The sequence below is a fragment of the Novosphingobium sp. 63-713 genome (genome assembly GCF_001898925.1).
Classification (GTDB): Bacteria; Pseudomonadota; Alphaproteobacteria; order Sphingomonadales; family Sphingomonadaceae; genus Novosphingobium.
This window is the reverse complement of sequence record NZ_MKVS01000047.1, coordinates 550,680-565,421: the sequence shown is the minus strand read 5'-3', so window position 1 is coordinate 565,421 and position 14,742 is coordinate 550,680. Positions and strand designations below refer to the sequence as shown.

The 14,742-nt window shown below is 66.6% G+C and carries 14 protein-coding genes; all 14 read left to right on the top strand.

Annotated features, from left to right (window positions below):
- The first annotated feature begins 39 nt into the window (after positions 1-39).
- Genes BGP00_RS21025 through guaD form a run of 14 tightly spaced genes read left to right on the top strand, consistent with a single transcriptional unit; the run spans position 40 to position 14,741 of the window.
- Positions 40-219 (top strand): hypothetical protein, encoded by a 180-nt coding sequence (locus BGP00_RS21025; RefSeq protein WP_292688751.1) that lies wholly within the window; start codon positions 40-42, stop codon positions 217-219.
- Positions 216-1,487, top strand: a complete 1,272-nt coding sequence (locus BGP00_RS21020) for an AtzE family amidohydrolase (protein WP_292688749.1) — start codon at positions 216-218, stop codon at positions 1,485-1,487. The genes BGP00_RS21025 and BGP00_RS21020 overlap by 4 nt, the downstream gene beginning before the upstream one ends.
- Positions 1,484-2,818, top strand: coding sequence for an NCS2 family permease (locus BGP00_RS21015; protein ID WP_292688747.1), 1,335 nt, complete (start codon positions 1,484-1,486; stop codon positions 2,816-2,818). The genes BGP00_RS21020 and BGP00_RS21015 overlap by 4 nt, the downstream gene beginning before the upstream one ends.
- A complete protein-coding gene (locus BGP00_RS21010; protein WP_292688744.1) occupies positions 2,818-4,407 on the top strand; it encodes a gamma-glutamyltransferase in 1,590 nt (529 codons plus the stop codon). The genes BGP00_RS21015 and BGP00_RS21010 overlap by 1 nt, the downstream gene beginning before the upstream one ends.
- The gene (locus tag BGP00_RS21005; protein WP_292688742.1) at positions 4,401-5,627 is read left to right on the top strand and encodes an allantoate amidohydrolase; all 1,227 of its coding nucleotides are present in this window, start codon (positions 4,401-4,403) and stop codon (positions 5,625-5,627) included. Before BGP00_RS21010 ends, BGP00_RS21005 begins: the two co-directional genes overlap by 7 nt.
- Positions 5,620-6,858 carry an alanine--glyoxylate aminotransferase family protein gene (locus BGP00_RS21000; RefSeq protein ID WP_292688740.1) on the top strand — a complete coding sequence of 413 codons (1,239 nt, stop codon included), beginning with the start codon at positions 5,620-5,622 and terminating at the stop codon, positions 6,856-6,858. Before BGP00_RS21005 ends, BGP00_RS21000 begins: the two co-directional genes overlap by 8 nt.
- On the top strand, positions 6,855-7,748 hold the full coding sequence (gene puuE / locus BGP00_RS20995) for an allantoinase PuuE (RefSeq protein WP_292688738.1): 894 nt from the start codon (positions 6,855-6,857) through the stop codon (positions 7,746-7,748). The genes BGP00_RS21000 and puuE overlap by 4 nt, the downstream gene beginning before the upstream one ends.
- Positions 7,745-8,125: an oxalurate catabolism protein HpxZ gene (hpxZ, locus tag BGP00_RS20990; protein WP_292688736.1), complete on the top strand. Its 381-nt coding sequence runs from the start codon at positions 7,745-7,747 to the stop codon at positions 8,123-8,125. The genes puuE and hpxZ overlap by 4 nt, the downstream gene beginning before the upstream one ends.
- A complete protein-coding gene (uraD, locus tag BGP00_RS20985; protein ID WP_292688734.1) occupies positions 8,122-8,562 on the top strand; it encodes a 2-oxo-4-hydroxy-4-carboxy-5-ureidoimidazoline decarboxylase in 441 nt (146 codons plus the stop codon). Before hpxZ ends, uraD begins: the two co-directional genes overlap by 4 nt.
- Positions 8,559-8,909 carry a hydroxyisourate hydrolase gene (gene uraH, locus BGP00_RS20980; RefSeq protein ID WP_292688732.1) on the top strand — a complete coding sequence of 117 codons (351 nt, stop codon included), beginning with the start codon at positions 8,559-8,561 and terminating at the stop codon, positions 8,907-8,909. Before uraD ends, uraH begins: the two co-directional genes overlap by 4 nt.
- Before the next feature lies 1 nt (position 8,910).
- Complete coding sequence (xdhA, locus tag BGP00_RS20975; RefSeq protein WP_292688730.1) at positions 8,911-10,308, top strand: xanthine dehydrogenase small subunit; 1,398 nt, start codon at positions 8,911-8,913, stop codon at positions 10,306-10,308.
- The gene (gene xdhB, locus BGP00_RS20970) at positions 10,301-12,586 is read left to right on the top strand and encodes a xanthine dehydrogenase molybdopterin binding subunit (RefSeq protein ID WP_292688728.1); all 2,286 of its coding nucleotides are present in this window, start codon (positions 10,301-10,303) and stop codon (positions 12,584-12,586) included. The genes xdhA and xdhB overlap by 8 nt, the downstream gene beginning before the upstream one ends.
- On the top strand, positions 12,583-13,485 hold the full coding sequence (gene xdhC / locus BGP00_RS20965) for a xanthine dehydrogenase accessory protein XdhC (protein WP_292688726.1): 903 nt from the start codon (positions 12,583-12,585) through the stop codon (positions 13,483-13,485). The genes xdhB and xdhC overlap by 4 nt, the downstream gene beginning before the upstream one ends.
- A complete protein-coding gene (guaD, locus tag BGP00_RS20960) occupies positions 13,482-14,741 on the top strand; it encodes a guanine deaminase (RefSeq protein WP_292688724.1) in 1,260 nt (419 codons plus the stop codon). Before xdhC ends, guaD begins: the two co-directional genes overlap by 4 nt.
- The last annotated feature ends 1 nt before the right edge of the window (position 14,742 follow it).

The following is a 14,742-nucleotide window of genomic DNA, read 5'->3' as shown; positions in this document are numbered from 1 at the left end:
CCGGGGCAAAGAGGACAGGGGCAACACTAAGGAGGCCAGATGAGCGGGGACATCGACGGCGCGACACTCGATGTCCTGCTGCGCGTGGCGGGATTGGCCCCGCCACAGGAATGCCGCGCCGGGATCATGGCCAATCTGGCGCTGCTGGCCCGCCACGGCGCCCATTTGCGCGAAATCGACGATCCGATGGAGGATCCTGCCGAGCTGATCGCGCCGTGATCGATCCTTTCAATGCCTTCACCACGCTCCTGCCCGAAGGCGACCCCGTGCCGGACGGGCCTCTGGCGGGCACCAGCTTTGCCGCCAAGGATCTGTTCGATGTGGCGGGCCATGTCACGCTGGCGGGTTCGAAGATCAACGCCGATGACAGCAAAGTGGCCGCGCAGGACGCCACGCTGGTGGCGCGGCTGAAGGCAGCGGGGTGCCGGTTGGTCGGCATGACCAACATGGACGAATATGCCTATGGTTTCGCCACGGAAAACAGCCATTACGGCACCACGCGCAACCCGCATGATCCCGCGCGCATCGCGGGCGGTTCGTCGGGCGGATCGGCGGTGGCGGTGGCGGCGGGGCTGGTCGATATTGCGCTGGGGTCGGACACCAACGGGTCGATCCGGGTGCCTGCCTCGCTCTGCGGGGTTTACGGACTGAAGCCCACCTTTGGCCGCCTGTCGCGCGCGGGGGTCTGGCCCTTTGTGCACAGCCTCGACCATGCCGGATTGTTCGCCCGGACCCCGGCCATGCTGGCCGCGGCCTATGACGCAGTGCAAGGCCCCGACCCGCGCGACCCCGCGCAAGGCCAACGCCCGGTCGAACCCGTGGCGCTGACATCCGACATGCCCCCCCTGCGCGTCGGCGTGCTGGGCGGATTTTTCGCAGCCGGCGGCGCCCCCGAGGCCCATGCCGCGCTGGCCCATGTGGCCGATGGGCTGGCGGGTCTGGGTTGTTCCATCACCCCCGCCCTGCTTGATGGGGCCAGTCATGCCCGCTCGGCCGCCTTTTGCATGACCGCGATGGAGGGGGGCAGCCTGCACCGCGCCGATCTGATGACGCGCCCGATGGATTTCGATCCCGCCGTGCGCGACCGGATGCTGGCCGGATTGCTGATGCCTGCCGATCTGCTGCTGGCCGCGCGGCGGGTGCGGCGGATTGTGGCCGATCAGGCCCGCGCGCTGTTTGCCGATTTCGACCTGCTGCTCTCCCCCGCCACGCCATGCAGCGCCCCGCGCATCGGCGAACCGACCATCGAGATTGAGGGCCAACAGGTCCCCGTCCGCGCCAACCTTGGCATGTTCTGCCAGCCGATCAGCTTTATCGGCCTGCCCGCAATCTCGGTCCCGGCGCTGCTTGTTTCTGGGGGGGCCGACACGCCCTTGCCCATCGGCGTCCAGATGATCGCGCCCGCATGGGCCGAAGCGCGTCTGATCGACGCCGCCCACCACCTTCACCGCGCCGGGATCACCGGCACCACAGGACCCACGCCATGAGCCTCGCATCCACGCTCGACCGCCATTTCGCGCTATCCGAAAGGGGCACCTCGATCCGCACCGAGGTGCTGGCCGGGGCGACGACTTTCCTGACCATGGCCTATATCATTCTGGTCAATCCCTCGATCCTCGGGCTGGCCGGGATGCCGGTGGCGGGCGTGGCGGCGGCCACCTGCTTTGCCGCCGCTTTTGCCAGCATCCTGATGGGCACGATCGCCAACACGCCGCTGGCCCTTGCGCCGGGCATGGGGCTCAACGCCTATTTCAGCTTTACCGTGGTCCAGTCGATGCATGTGCCATGGCCGGTGGCGCTGGGCTGCGTGTTTGTCTCAGGCGCGATTTTCCTGATCCTGACGCTGGCGGGGATACGCCAGATGATCGTGGCGGCGATCCCGGCCCATCTGTTCGCGGCGGTGGCGGCGGGCATCGGCCTGTTCATCGGGCTGATCGGCCTTAAAAACGGCGGTCTTGTGGTCAACAGTCCGGCCACGGGTCTGGCGCTGGGCAATCTGCATGAGACGGGGCCGATCCTGGCGATTGTCGGCCTTGTGCTGGTGGTGGCGCTGCATGTGTGGCGGGTGAACGCGGCCATCCTGATCGCGATTGCGGCCACCACGGTTCTGGCATGGATCGCGGGCGCGGTCAGTTTCGATGTTAAACCCTATTCCATCGCGGCGATGACCGAAACGGTGGGCAAGCTCGACCTTGGCGGCGTATTCGGCTTTGGCGGCAAGGCGGGGCTGGGGATTTTCGAGATCCTGTTCGTGTTCCTCTTCGTCGATCTGTTCGACAATCTGGGCACGCTGATGGCGGTCACGCGCCGCGCAGGGTTAATTGAACCGGCAGGCAATATTCCCGGCCTCAACCGGATGCTGGTGGCCGATTCGCTGGCCACGATGGTGGGCGCGGTGGCGGGTACGTCAACCGTCACCTCCTATGTCGAAAGCGCCAGCGGGGTTGAGGTCGGCGGGCGCACCGGGTTGACGGCGATTGTCACGGGCGTGCTGTTTCTGGCCGCGATGTTTGTTGCCCCCTATGCGCAACTGGTGCCCGGCGCGGCGACGGCGCCCGCGCTGATCCTTGTCGGCGCGCTGATGATGGCGCCGCTGGCCGATGTGGAATGGACCGATCCGGAAGATGCCATCCCCGCTTTCCTGACGCTGGCAGGCATTCCCCTCACCTTTTCCATCGCCAATGGTCTGGCCTTCGGCATTGCCGCCCATGCGCTCATCAAGCTGGTGCGGGGCAAGATCACGCGGAAAGACTGGCTGCTGCTGGTGCTGGCGGGGCTGTTCATCGCGCGCTTTGTCTGGCTGTCGGGGGCGGCGTGATGCAGACGGCCAAGGAGACGGCACGCGGCGAAGGGGGCATCGTCACCGCGCCCCATTATCTGGCATCGCGCGCGGGCCTCTCGGTCTTGCAGGATGGCGGGACAGCGGTCGAGGCCTGCGTGGCGGTGGCGGCCGCGCTGGCGGTGGTCTATCCGCATATGACCGGCATCGGCGGCGATGGCTTCTGGGTGATCCGCGAGGCCGATGGGCGCGTTCATGGCATCCACGGCTGCGGCGGGGCGGCGGAAAAGGCGGATCTGGCGCTCTATGCGGGGCTGGACGCGGTGCCATGGCGCGGGCCTCTGGCGGCCAACACCGTGGCGGGCACGATCAGCGGGTGGCAGGCGGCGTTGAAAGGCGATGGCGGGACGATGCCTTTGGAACGCCTGCTGCGCGATGCCATCGCCCATGCCGAGGCGGGCGTCGCGGTCACGCGCGGCGGGGCGGAAATTGCCGCCGCCAAGGGTCCGGAACTGCGCATTCAACCGGGCGCCTATGCGTCGGTGTTTGAACCCGATGGCCACCCCCTGCGCGAGGGGGATATTCTGCGCCAGCCCTTGCTGGCCGCGACATTGCGGCGCCTGTGTGACGAGGGGCTGGAGAGTTTCTATCGCGGTCCTCTGGCCGCCGACATGGCCGAGGATCTGGCCGCGCTGGGCAGCCCGGTTTCGGCCTCCGACATGGCCGCGCATCGCGCCACGCGCCCCGCCCCGCCCCATGTGCGGACCGGCCATGGCACCCTGTATAACGCCGCCCCGCCGACGCAGGGGACGGCCTCGCTTTTGATCCTCGCCCTGTTTGACCGGCTGCAGGCGGGCGCGATGGATGGGTTCGGCCATATCCACGGGCTGGTGGAGGCCACCAAACAGGCCTTCCTCTGGCGCGACCGGCATTGCGGCGATCCGGCCTATATGAAGGGCGATCCGCAGACCCTGCTGGATGATCCCGCCGCGCTGGACGCGATGGCCGCGCGGATTGATCCGGCCCGCGCCCTGCCTTGGCCCCAGCCCAGCCAGTGGGGCGACACCTGCTGGTTCGCCGCCGCCGATGGAAGGGGGCAGGTCGTCTCCTGCATCCAGAGCACCTATTTCGAATTTGGTTCCGGCCTTGTCCTGCCGCGCACCGGGATCACATGGCAGAACCGGGGCGCATCGTTTCGTCTGGCACCGGACGGGTGGAATGCGCTCAAACCCTTTCGCAAGCCGTTCCACACGCTCAATCCCGCGCTGGCCCTGTTCGATGATGGCCGCGTGATGGCCTATGGCACGATGGGCGGCGAGGGCCAGCCCCAGACTCAGGCCGCGATCTTTTCCCGCTATGCCCGCTATGGCGCCGATCTTCAGGAGGCGATCTCCGCGCCTCGTTGGTTGCTGGGCCGGACATGGGGGGATCAGTCCACCACGCTCAAGATCGAGGACGGCTTCGCGCCTGAGGTCTATGATGCGCTGATCGCGGCGGGCCATGATGTCGAGCGCGTCGGCCCGATCACGGCGATGATGGGCCATGCAGGCGCCATCGTCCGCCGCCCCGATGGCGAATTGGAAGGCGCCACCGACCCGCGCAGCGATGGCGAGGCATCAGCATGGTAGGCGGGGCAAGAGCAGTTGCCCGCTGCGAGGCTTTGGGCCGCGCTCCCTTTTCCGACATGGAGGGCGGGCTTTACCGCGCATGGCTGAGCCCCGCCTATCGCGCCGCGCGTGAACAGCTCTCGGCATGGATGGTCGAGGCAGGGATGACCCCGCGTACCGATGCGGCGGCCAATCTGATCGGGCGCTATCCCGGCACGCAGGACCTGCCCCCGCTCATCATTGCCAGCCATTTGGACAGCGTGCGCGATGGCGGGTTTTACGATGGACCTTTGGGCATCATGCTGGGGGTGGAATGCGTGGCGGCGCTCTCAACCTCCGGGCGGCATATGCCCTTTCCTATCGAAATCATCGCCTTTGGCGACGAGGAGGGCAGCCGCTTTCCCGCCGCCATGCTGACAAGCAAGGCGGTGGCGGGGGTCTTGGAGGACGTGCCAGACATGGCCGATGCCGGAGGCGTTACGCTGGCGCAGGCTTTGGCCGAATATGGCCTTTCGCCCGATGGACTGGCGAATGCGCGACATCCCGGCGCGCTGGCCTATCTGGAGGCGCATATCGAGCAAGGCCCGGTGCTGGAGGCCGAGGGGCTGGCGCTGGGCGTGGTGACGGGGATTGCCGCGCAATTGCGCTATGGCATGGTGGTGCGCGGGCTGGCAGGCCACGCGGGGACCAGTTCGATGCCGCTGCGCCGCGATGCTTTGGCCGGGGCGGCGGAAATGGTGCTGGCGGTGGAGGCCATCGCGCAGGCCGATGAAAGCGATCTGGTGGCCACGGTGGGCCGGATCGAGGCTTTGCCGGGCGCGGCCAATGTCATTGCGGGCGAAGTGCGTTTTACGCTCGATGTGCGCGCCGGCGATGCGGACCGGCGCAACCGGGCGGCGGAAAGGATCCTAGGCGCGATGGTCGATATTGCCGATGCGCGCGGTCTGGATTTTGAATTTGAGCGGGTCCACGATCTGCCCGCCAGCCCATGCGACGGGCGGCTGATGGACCTGCTGGAGAGCGCCTTGGTGGAAAACGGTCATCCTGCCCGGCGGCTCGTGTCGGGGGCGGGGCATGATGCGATGGTGATGGCGCAATTGTGCCCCACCGCGATGCTGTTCATCCGTTGTCGCGACGGCATTAGCCACAATCCGGCCGAACATGTCGAACCCGCCGACGCCGAGGCGGCATTGGCCGTGATGCTGGGCTTTATCGAGAAAATGGGAGCAACCTATGCTTGATCCGCTGCTCTTTGGCGAGATCGACCCGCCTCAGCGGTTGCTGATGGGGCCGGGGCCGGTCAATGCCCATCCGCGCGTGCTGCGCGCGATGAGCGCGGATCTCTTGGGCCAGTTCGACCCGGAAATGACCGCCTATATGAATCAGGTGATGGCGCTCTATCGCCCGATCTTTGGCACAGGCAATCGCTGGACGATGCTGGTGGACGGCACCGCGCGCGCGGGAATCGAGGCGGCGCTGGTCAGCCTGATCCAGCCGGGAGAAACCGCGCTGGTGGTCAATTTCGGGCGCTTCGGACTGCTCTTGCAGGAGATCCTGACGCGGATCGGCGCAAGGTTTGAAACCGTCGATGCGCCATGGGGCGAGGTCGTGCCGATGGAGGCGATCCGCGAGGCCGCCCTGTGCGTCCGGCCCGCGCTGATCTGCAGCGTGCATGGCGATACGTCCACCACGATGGCCCAGCCCCTCGATGGGCTTGGCGATATTGCCAAAGAGGTCGGTGCGCTCACCTATATCGATGCCACCGCGACGATCGGCGGCATGGAAATCGCCGCCGACCGCTGGGGCGTCGATGTCATCACAGGGGGGCTGCAAAAATGTCTGGGCGGGCCGTCGGGCAGCGCGCCGATCACCATTTCGGATGCGGCGGCCGAGAAGATCTTTGCCCGCCGCCATGATGAAAAGGGCATCCGGGCGGCGGACGCCGTCGATGGCCATGGGCCGCGCATCGGCTCGAACTATTTCGATCTGGCCATGGTGATGGATTACTGGAGCGAGAAGCGGCTGAACCACCACACCGAGGCGACCTCCATGCTTTATGGCGCGCGGGAATGCGCGCGCGTGGCGCTGGGCGAAGGGCTGGAGGCGCGGTATCGCCGCCACCGCGCGGCGGGCGCGGCGATGAGCGCAGGGCTGCGCGCGATGGGCCTGACGCTGTTTGGCGACGATGCCCACCGGATGACCAATGTCACGGGCGTTTACATCCCCGAAGGCATTGATGGCGAGACGATCCGCCGCGCGATGCGCGAGCATTTCGAGATCGAGATCGGCACCGCCTTTGGCCCGCTGGCCGGGCGGATCTGGCGGATCGGGGCGATGGGCTATAATGCGATGAAGCATAAGGTGCTGATAACGCTGGCCGCGCTGGAGGCTTGCCTGAGCGCGCAGGGGTGTCGCGTGCCGCTGGGCGCTGCCGTGCCTGCCGCGCTGGCCGCGTGGGAAGATGCCCAATGAGCCGCGACCTCATCGGCTATGGCGCAACGCCTCCGGCGGCCCAATGGCCGAGCGGCGCGCGGGTGGCGGTCAATTTCGTCATCAATTATGAGGAAGGTGCGGAGAACAGCCCGCTTTACGGCGATGAACTCTCCGAAGGCTTTCTGTCCGACATGGTGGGCGCCGCGCGCCATCCGGCCCGCGCCATGGCCATGGAAAGCCTCTATGAATATGGCAGCCGTGCCGGTTTCTGGCGCCTCTATCGCCTGTTTACCGACCGCGCCGCGCCTGTCACCGTGTTCGGCGTGGCCGCCGCGATGGAGCAGAACCCCAATGCGGTCGAGGCCATGCTGAAGGCCAATTGGGAGGTGGCGACGCATGGCTATCGCTGGATCGACTATCAATATATCGCGCCCGAGGTCGAGGCCGACCATATCGCCAAAGCCATCGCCATCCACACAGCGCTGACCGGAGAGCGCCCGCTGGGCTGGTATCAGGGGCGCACCAGCCCCAACACCGCGCGCCTCGTGGCGCAGGAGGGCGGGTTTCTTTACGATGCCGATTCCTATGCTGACGATCTGCCCTATTGGGATGATCGGCACGGAAAAGCGCAGCTCATCGTACCCTACAGCCTCGACGCCAATGACATGAAGATGGTCGCGCTCAACGGCTTTACCGAGGGCGAGCAATTCTTCCGATATTTGCGCGACACGTTCGACCAATTGGCGGAGGAAGGCGGGCGGATGATGAGCATCGGCCTGCATGGGCGGATCGCGGGGCGGCCGGGCCGCGCGCGGGCGGTCGCGCGTTTCCTCGATCATGTGATGGAGAGCGGCGCGGCATGGATCACCACAAGGCGCGAGATCGCCCGCCACTGGATCGCCACGCATCCCTATGGAGGCGGCGCATGACCATCGACGATCCGGTCGTGCTGGCCGAAGTGACTTCGGCGTTTCATGAATATGAGCGCGCCCTGATGGCGGATGACATTCCCGGGATGGACGCGCTGTTTCACGATGCGCCCACCACCAACCGCTATGGCGTGGGCGAAGTGCTCTATGGCATCGAGGCCATCCGGGAATTTCGCAAGGGGCGCGGCGGATCGCCACAACGCCGGTTGGGGCGCGTCTCGATCACCACCTATGGCGATGCTTTCGCCACGGCGGACGCCGAATTTTTCCGCGAAGGATCGGATCGCCGCGGGCGGCAGACGCAGGCTTGGGTGAAATTTGCCAATGGCTGGAAAATCGTCTCGGCCCATGTCAGCCTTGAAGGGAATTCGCATTGAGCGCCCTGTTTGAACATTCGCCCTGGGTGGAGGAACGCGCCGATGCCGCGCCATCATCGGGCGACCGCCATGCCGATCTGATGGCGGCGGTCTATGGCGCCAGCCGCGCCGAGCAATTGGCCCTGATCCGCGCCCATCCCGAACTGGCGGGCAAGGCGGCGATTGACGGCACGCTGACCAGCGCATCCGCTGCCGAACAGGCCAGCGCCGGGCTGGACCGTTTGACGCCCGAGGAATTTGCCCGGTTCCATGCGCTCAACGCCGCCTATCGCGCGGCCCATGACATGCCCTTCATCATCTGCGTGCGGCTGACCGACAAGGCTGGTATATTGGCCGCGATGGAGGCCCGCGCAGCCCATGATACCGAGACGGAAATCGCCGCCGCGCTGGCCGAAATCGGAAAGATCACCAAGTTGCGGCTGGAGGATCAGCCATGAGCAGCCTTTCGACCCATGTTCTCGACACGATGCACGGCACGCCTGCGGCAGGCATGGCGGTGACGCTGACCGGGCCGCATGGGCTGGCGGCGCAGGGGGTGACGAATGAGGACGGGCGCGTGGCCAATCTGGCCCCGGCCGATCTGGCGCCGGGGCGCTATCGGCTCAGCTTTGCCGTGGCGGATTATTTCCGGGACCGGGGCGTGGCCCTGCCCGATCCGCCGTTTCTGGACGAAGTTTCCATCGATTTCGGCATAGCCCAGAGCAGCGGGGCCGAACGCGGCGGGCATTACCATGTGCCGCTGCTCGTCTCGCCCTTTTCCTATTCCACCTATCGCGGGAGTTGAGATGATCCGCTTTCTGCTCGACGGGCAAGTGACGGAAATCGAGGCGGGCGCGCAGGAAACCGCGCTGCACCTGATCCGCGAAAGGCTGGGCCGCAAGGGCACCAAGGAAGGCTGCGGCGAGGGCGATTGCGGGGCCTGCACAGTGCTGCTGGGCGAGATTGTGGAGGGGGCGGTGCAATGGCGCGCGGTCAATTCGTGCATCCTGTTTGCCCCCATGCTGGACGGCAAGGCGCTGGTGACCGTGGAAAGCCTTGGCACGCCTGACCGTCTCTGCGCGGTGCAGGGCGAGATGGTGACGCGCCATGGCAGCCAGTGCGGCTTTTGCACCCCCGGTTTCATCATGAGCCTTGAAGGGCGCGCGCGCGGCGGATTGGGGACGGTGGGGCGGCCGGTGGCCGATGTGCTGTCGGGCAATCTGTGCCGCTGCACCGGCTATGGCCCGATACTCGACAGCGCGGCGGCCTGCCCCCCTGCCCTGCGCGATGATGGCGATGTGCTGGCGGGTTTGGCGGGATTGCCGCGCGGCGAGGGCGAGAACTGGCACGCGCCGCGCTCGACCGACGAACTGGCCGCGTTGTTGGCCCAATATCCGGAGGCGCGGATCGTGGCGGGGGCCACCGATGTCGGCCTGTGGGTGACCAAGCAATTGCGCGATCTGGGGCGGGTGATCTTCATCGGCGATGTGGCCGACCTGCGCGGGATCGAAGAGAATGAGGCGGGCGTCACGCTGGGCGCGGCGGCGCGCTATTCGGAAGGCTGGGATGTGCTGGCGCGGCTGCACCCGGATCTGGGCGAGCTGGTGCGGCGAATCGCCGGGACGCCTGTGCGCAATGCGGGCACGATCGGCGGCAATATCGCCAATGGATCGCCCATCGGCGACATGCCGCCCGCGCTGATCGCCCTTGGCGCGACATTGACGCTGCGCCGGGGCGACAGGCGGCGCGAGATGGCGCTGGAGGATTATTTCCTGGCCTATGGCAAGCAGGACCGGCGCGAGGGGGAATTTGTCGAGGGGGTCTTCATCCCGCGTCCTGCACCTGAAGCAGTGATCGCCATCACCAAACTGTCCAAACGCTTTGACAGCGATATTTCGGCGGTGCTGGGGGCGTTTCATCTGACCATAGAGGATGGCGTAATCACCCGCGCGCGCATCGCCTTTGGCGGCATGGCGGCCACGCCCAAACGCGCCCATGCCACAGAGGAAGCGCTGATCGGCAAGGCATGGGAGGAGGCCAGCATCGAGGCGGCCATCCCGGCTCTCTCCCGCGATTATCAGCCTTTGAGCGATGTGCGCGGGTCATCGGCCTATCGCCTTGCCGTGGCGGGCAACCTGCTGCGCCGCCTGTGGCTGGCGCAAAGCGGCGAGGCGGTCAGCGTGCTGGAGGTGGGCCATGGCTGAGGTCCATACGCCCCACGCGCATGACAGCGCCCGCCTGCACGTAACGGGCGCGGCAGCCTATATTGACGATCTGCCACATCCTGCCGGGCTGCTGCATCTGGCCTTTGGCCTTTCGGCGCGGGCCCATGCGCGGGTGCTGGGCATCGATCTGTCGGCGGTGCGCGCCGCGCCGGGCGTGGTGGGGGTCTATACTGCCGCTGATATTCCCGGCGCCAACAACATCGGTCCGCTGCGCCATGACGAACCGCTGCTGGCCAGCGACGAGGTGCATTTTGCCGGGCAACCGTTGTTTGTGGTCGCGGCGCAAAGTCATGATTCTGCCCGTCGCGCCGCCCGATTGGCCAAGGTGGATTATGAAGACCTGCCCGCGCATCTGACCGTCGACGAGGCCTTGGCGGCGGGCGACCATATCGAACCGACCCAGCGCATGGCGCGCGGCGATGCCGATGCCGCTCTGGCCGCCAGCCCCCGCCGCCTGTCGGGCAGGCTGGAGATCGGCGGGCAGGAGCATTTCTACCTCGAAGGCCAGATCGCGCAGGCGATGCCGATGGAGGATGGCCAGACCCACGTCTGGTCCTCGACTCAGCACCCTTCCGAGGTCCAGCATCTGGTCGCCCATCTGCTGGGCCGCCCCAGCGCCGATGTGACGGTGGAAGCGCGGCGACTGGGCGGCGGATTTGGCGGCAAGGAAACGCAGGCCACCGCGCCCGCCGCCGCCTGCGCGCTGGTGGCGATGAAGACGGGGCAACCCGCGCGTCTGCGCTATGACCGCGACGATGATATGATGCTGACCGGCAAGAGGCATGATTTTGTCATCCGCTATGATGTCGGCTTTGACGATGAAGGCGTGCTGACCGGGCTGAAGCTGGAGCTTGCCTCGCGCTGCGGCATCAGCATGGACCTCTCGCCCTCGATCAACGACCGGGCGATGTTTCATGCCGACAATGCCTATTGGCTGCCCGCGGTGGAAATCCTGAGCCATCGCCTGCGCACCAACACCGTGTCGAACACCGCCTTTCGCGGCTTTGGCGGGCCGCAGGGGATGATCGCCATCGAGCGGATCATGGACGATGTGGCCGCCAGCGTGGGGCGCGATCCACTGGCCGTGCGCCGCGCCAATCTCTATGCGCCGGGGCGCGACATTACGCCCTATGGGATGCGCGTGGCCGATAATGTCGCGCCGCAGATCATGGATGAGCTGGCGGCATCGTGCGATTATGCGGCGCGGCGGGCGGCGGTGGCGGCCTTCAACGCATCGCACCGCGTGCTCAAAAAAGGCATCGCCCTCACCCCCGTCAAATTCGGCATCAGCTTTACCGCGCAGCATCTCAATCAGGCGGGCGCTTTGGTGCTGGTCTATGCCGATGGTTCGGTCCAGTTGAACCATGGCGGGATCGAGATGGGGCAAGGACTCTACACCAAGGTCGCGCAGGTGGTGGCCGATGTGTTCGCCCTGCCCCTTGCGCGCATCCGCATCACCGCCACGCGCACCGACAAAGTGCCCAACACCAGCGCAACGGCGGCCTCTTCGGGGTCGGACCTGAACGGCATGGCCGCCTATTATGCGGCGATGGAGATCAGGGGGCGGATGGCCGCATGGCTGGCCGCGCAAAATGACGTGGCGGTCGAAGAGGTGCGCTTTACGCCCGAGGGCGTGGTGGCCGCAGACACCACCATGCCGTTTTCCGCGCTGGCCCGCATGGCCTATATGGCGCGGGTGCAACTATGGGCCAGCGGCTTTTACGCGACGCCCGAGATTCACTATGATCGCGCCGCGCATCATGGCCGCCCGTTCTATTATTTCGCCTATGGCGCGGCGTGCAGCGAGGTGGTGATCGACACGCTGACGGGCGAGCATAAGGTGCTGCGGACCGATATTCTCCATGATGCGGGGCGCTCGCTCAACCCGGCGATTGATCTGGGGCAGGTCGAGGGCGGGTTCCTTCAGGGCATGGGCTGGCTGACCACCGAGGAGCTTGTTTTCCATCCCGATGGCCGCTTGCTCAGCCACGCGCCCAGCACGTATAAAATCCCCACGGCATCCGACCGTCCGGCCCATATGGACATTCGCCTGTGGGAAAGGGGCGAGAATGTCGAACCCACCATCCACCGCTCCAAGGCCGTAGGCGAGCCGCCCTTCATGCTCGCGATCAGCGTTTTCAGCGCTTTGAGCGAGGCGGTGATGGCGGCGGCCCCCGGTGTCGGCCTGCCCGCGCTGGACGCGCCCGCCACGCCGGAGCGGATTTTGAAAGCCATTGCGGAGTTAAAGGCGCGATGATCTGGCAGGATCTGGCCCGGCGGGCATTGCCGCGTGAACCGGTTGCGCTCATCAGCGTGCTGGCCACCGAAGGGTCGGCCCCGCGCGGGCCGGGCGCGCGCATGGCGGTGACGGCGGGCGCAATGGCGGGCACGATCGGCGGCGGGCGGCTGGAGCATCAGTTGGTGGCGCAGGCCCGCGCCATTCTGGCCCATCCGGCAGGCACTTGGCGGGTGCAGGATTATCCTTTGGGGCCTTTGCTGGGCCAGTGCTGCGGCGGGCGGGTGCGGGTGATGGTCGAACGCTTGAGCGACGCGGCATGGTTTGATGTGCCCATGCTGACCACCTTGCGCGACGGAGCGGTGGAGCGCGCGCCTTTGGGCAACCGGCCCGTTTCGCCCATCCCGGCGCGCGGACACCTGCCCACCCCCGGCTTTGCCTTTGCCGAGCCGCAGGATGGGCCGCGCCTGCCGCTGATGCTGTTTGGCGCAGGGCATGTCGGGCGGGCGATTGCCCGGCGGGTCGAGGGGTTGCCTTTGTCGCTGGCATGGTATGATAGCCGCGCCGATTATGACGCGCCCGGCGTGGTGATCGCGCCCGAGGCGGAATTGGTGGCCTGCGCGGCCAGCGCGGGGGGCGATCATGCGGTGCTGATCCTGACGCATGACCATGGGCTGGACTATCGGCTGGTGGCGGCGGCTTTGCGCTCGCGGGCGCGGTTTGTCGGGCTGATCGGTTCGGCCACCAAGCGTTCACGGTTTCTGGCGCGGCTGCGGGCGGAAGGGGTGGATGCCTCGCGCCTGACCTGCCCCATCGGCATCCCCGGCATCACCGGCAAGGAGCCGGACACGATCGCCATTGCCGTGCTGGCGCAGTTGCTCTCGCTGCCCCAACGCGCGGCGATGGAGCAGGCGGCATGATCCATGCGTTTCGCGGCGAGATCTTGACCACGCCTGCCCCCGATGTGGTCCAGCATTATCCCGATGGCCTGCTGGTGGTCGAGGATGGCTTGGTGGTGGCGCTGGGCGCCTACGCCGATCTGGCGGAGCGGTTTGGCGATGTGGCGGTTGAAACCCTGTCCGGCCTGATCGTGCCCGGTTTTATCGACACCCATATCCATTATCCGCAAACCGCCCGCATTGCCGCCCATGGCCAGCAATTGCTGTCTTGGCTGGAACAGCATATTTTCCCGGCGGAAAAGGCCTTTGCCTCCCGCGCCCATGCTGACCAAGTGGCCGCCTTCTTCCTCGACGAATTGCTACGCAACGGCACCACCAGCGCGCTCGTTTTCGCCACCGTGCATGAGGGCAGCGTGGACGCCCTGTTCGAGGCGGCAATGACGCGCAACATGCGGATCATTTCGGGCAAGGTGCTGATGGACCTCGGGCCGGAAGGTCTGCGCGATACGCCGGAGGCCGCGCGGGGGGAAAGCGAGGCGCTGATTGCGCGGTGGCGGGGGCGCGGGCGGCTGGGCTATGCGGTGACGCCGCGCTTTGCGCTGACCTCCAGCGATGCGCAATTGCGCGTGGCGGGCGATCTGCTGGCCGCGCATGGCGATGTGATGATGCACACGCATATGGCCGAAAACATCGGCGAATGCGCGGCGGTGGAGGCGCGGTTTGGCGCGGCGCATTATATCGACGCCTATGACCGGTTTGGGCTGGTGGGGCCGCGATCCTTGTTTGCCCATTGCATCCATATGAATGATGCCGCGATGGGCCGCATGGGCGAGGCAGGCTCGGCAATTGCCTTTTGCCCGACCAGCAATCTGTTTCTGGGTTCGGGCCTGTTCGATCTGGCCCATGCGGACCGGTTTGGGGTGAAGGTGGGCATGGGCACGGATGTGGGCGCGGGGACGAGTTTCTCGATGCTGGCAACGCAGGGCGAGGCCTATAAGGTATGCCAGATGCGAGGGAGCGTGCTCGATCCGTTTCGCGCGCTCTATCTGGCAACGGCCGGGGGGGCGCGGGCGCTGGGCCTGTCGGACCGGATCGGCGGATTGCAAGTTGGGCAGGAGGCGGATTTCATCGTGCTCGATCCCGGCGCCACGCCTTTGCTGGCGATGCGCACGCAGGGGGCGGGGCTGGCCGAAAAACTGTTTGCCATGCAGGTGCTGGGCGATGACCGCTGCGTGGCGCACACCTATATTGCTGGCATCCTTGCCCATTCGCGATAGG

Coding starts and splice junctions, on each gene's coding strand:
- guaD (WP_292688724.1), top strand. CDS start 13,482: ATGATCCATGCGTTTCGCGGCGAGATCTTGACCACGCCTGCCCCCGAT.
- hpxZ (WP_292688736.1), top strand. CDS start 7,745: ATGACCATCGACGATCCGGTCGTGCTGGCCGAAGTGACTTCGGCGTTT.
- puuE (WP_292688738.1), top strand. CDS start 6,855: ATGAGCCGCGACCTCATCGGCTATGGCGCAACGCCTCCGGCGGCCCAA.
- BGP00_RS21005 (WP_292688742.1), top strand. CDS start 4,401: ATGGTAGGCGGGGCAAGAGCAGTTGCCCGCTGCGAGGCTTTGGGCCGC.
- uraH (WP_292688732.1), top strand. CDS start 8,559: ATGAGCAGCCTTTCGACCCATGTTCTCGACACGATGCACGGCACGCCT.
- BGP00_RS21015 (WP_292688747.1), top strand. CDS start 1,484: ATGAGCCTCGCATCCACGCTCGACCGCCATTTCGCGCTATCCGAAAGG.
- BGP00_RS21000 (WP_292688740.1), top strand. CDS start 5,620: ATGCTTGATCCGCTGCTCTTTGGCGAGATCGACCCGCCTCAGCGGTTG.
- BGP00_RS21010 (WP_292688744.1), top strand. CDS start 2,818: ATGCAGACGGCCAAGGAGACGGCACGCGGCGAAGGGGGCATCGTCACC.
- BGP00_RS21025 (WP_292688751.1), top strand. CDS start 40: ATGAGCGGGGACATCGACGGCGCGACACTCGATGTCCTGCTGCGCGTG.
- xdhB (WP_292688728.1), top strand. CDS start 10,301: ATGGCTGAGGTCCATACGCCCCACGCGCATGACAGCGCCCGCCTGCAC.
- xdhC (WP_292688726.1), top strand. CDS start 12,583: ATGATCTGGCAGGATCTGGCCCGGCGGGCATTGCCGCGTGAACCGGTT.
- xdhA (WP_292688730.1), top strand. CDS start 8,911: ATGATCCGCTTTCTGCTCGACGGGCAAGTGACGGAAATCGAGGCGGGC.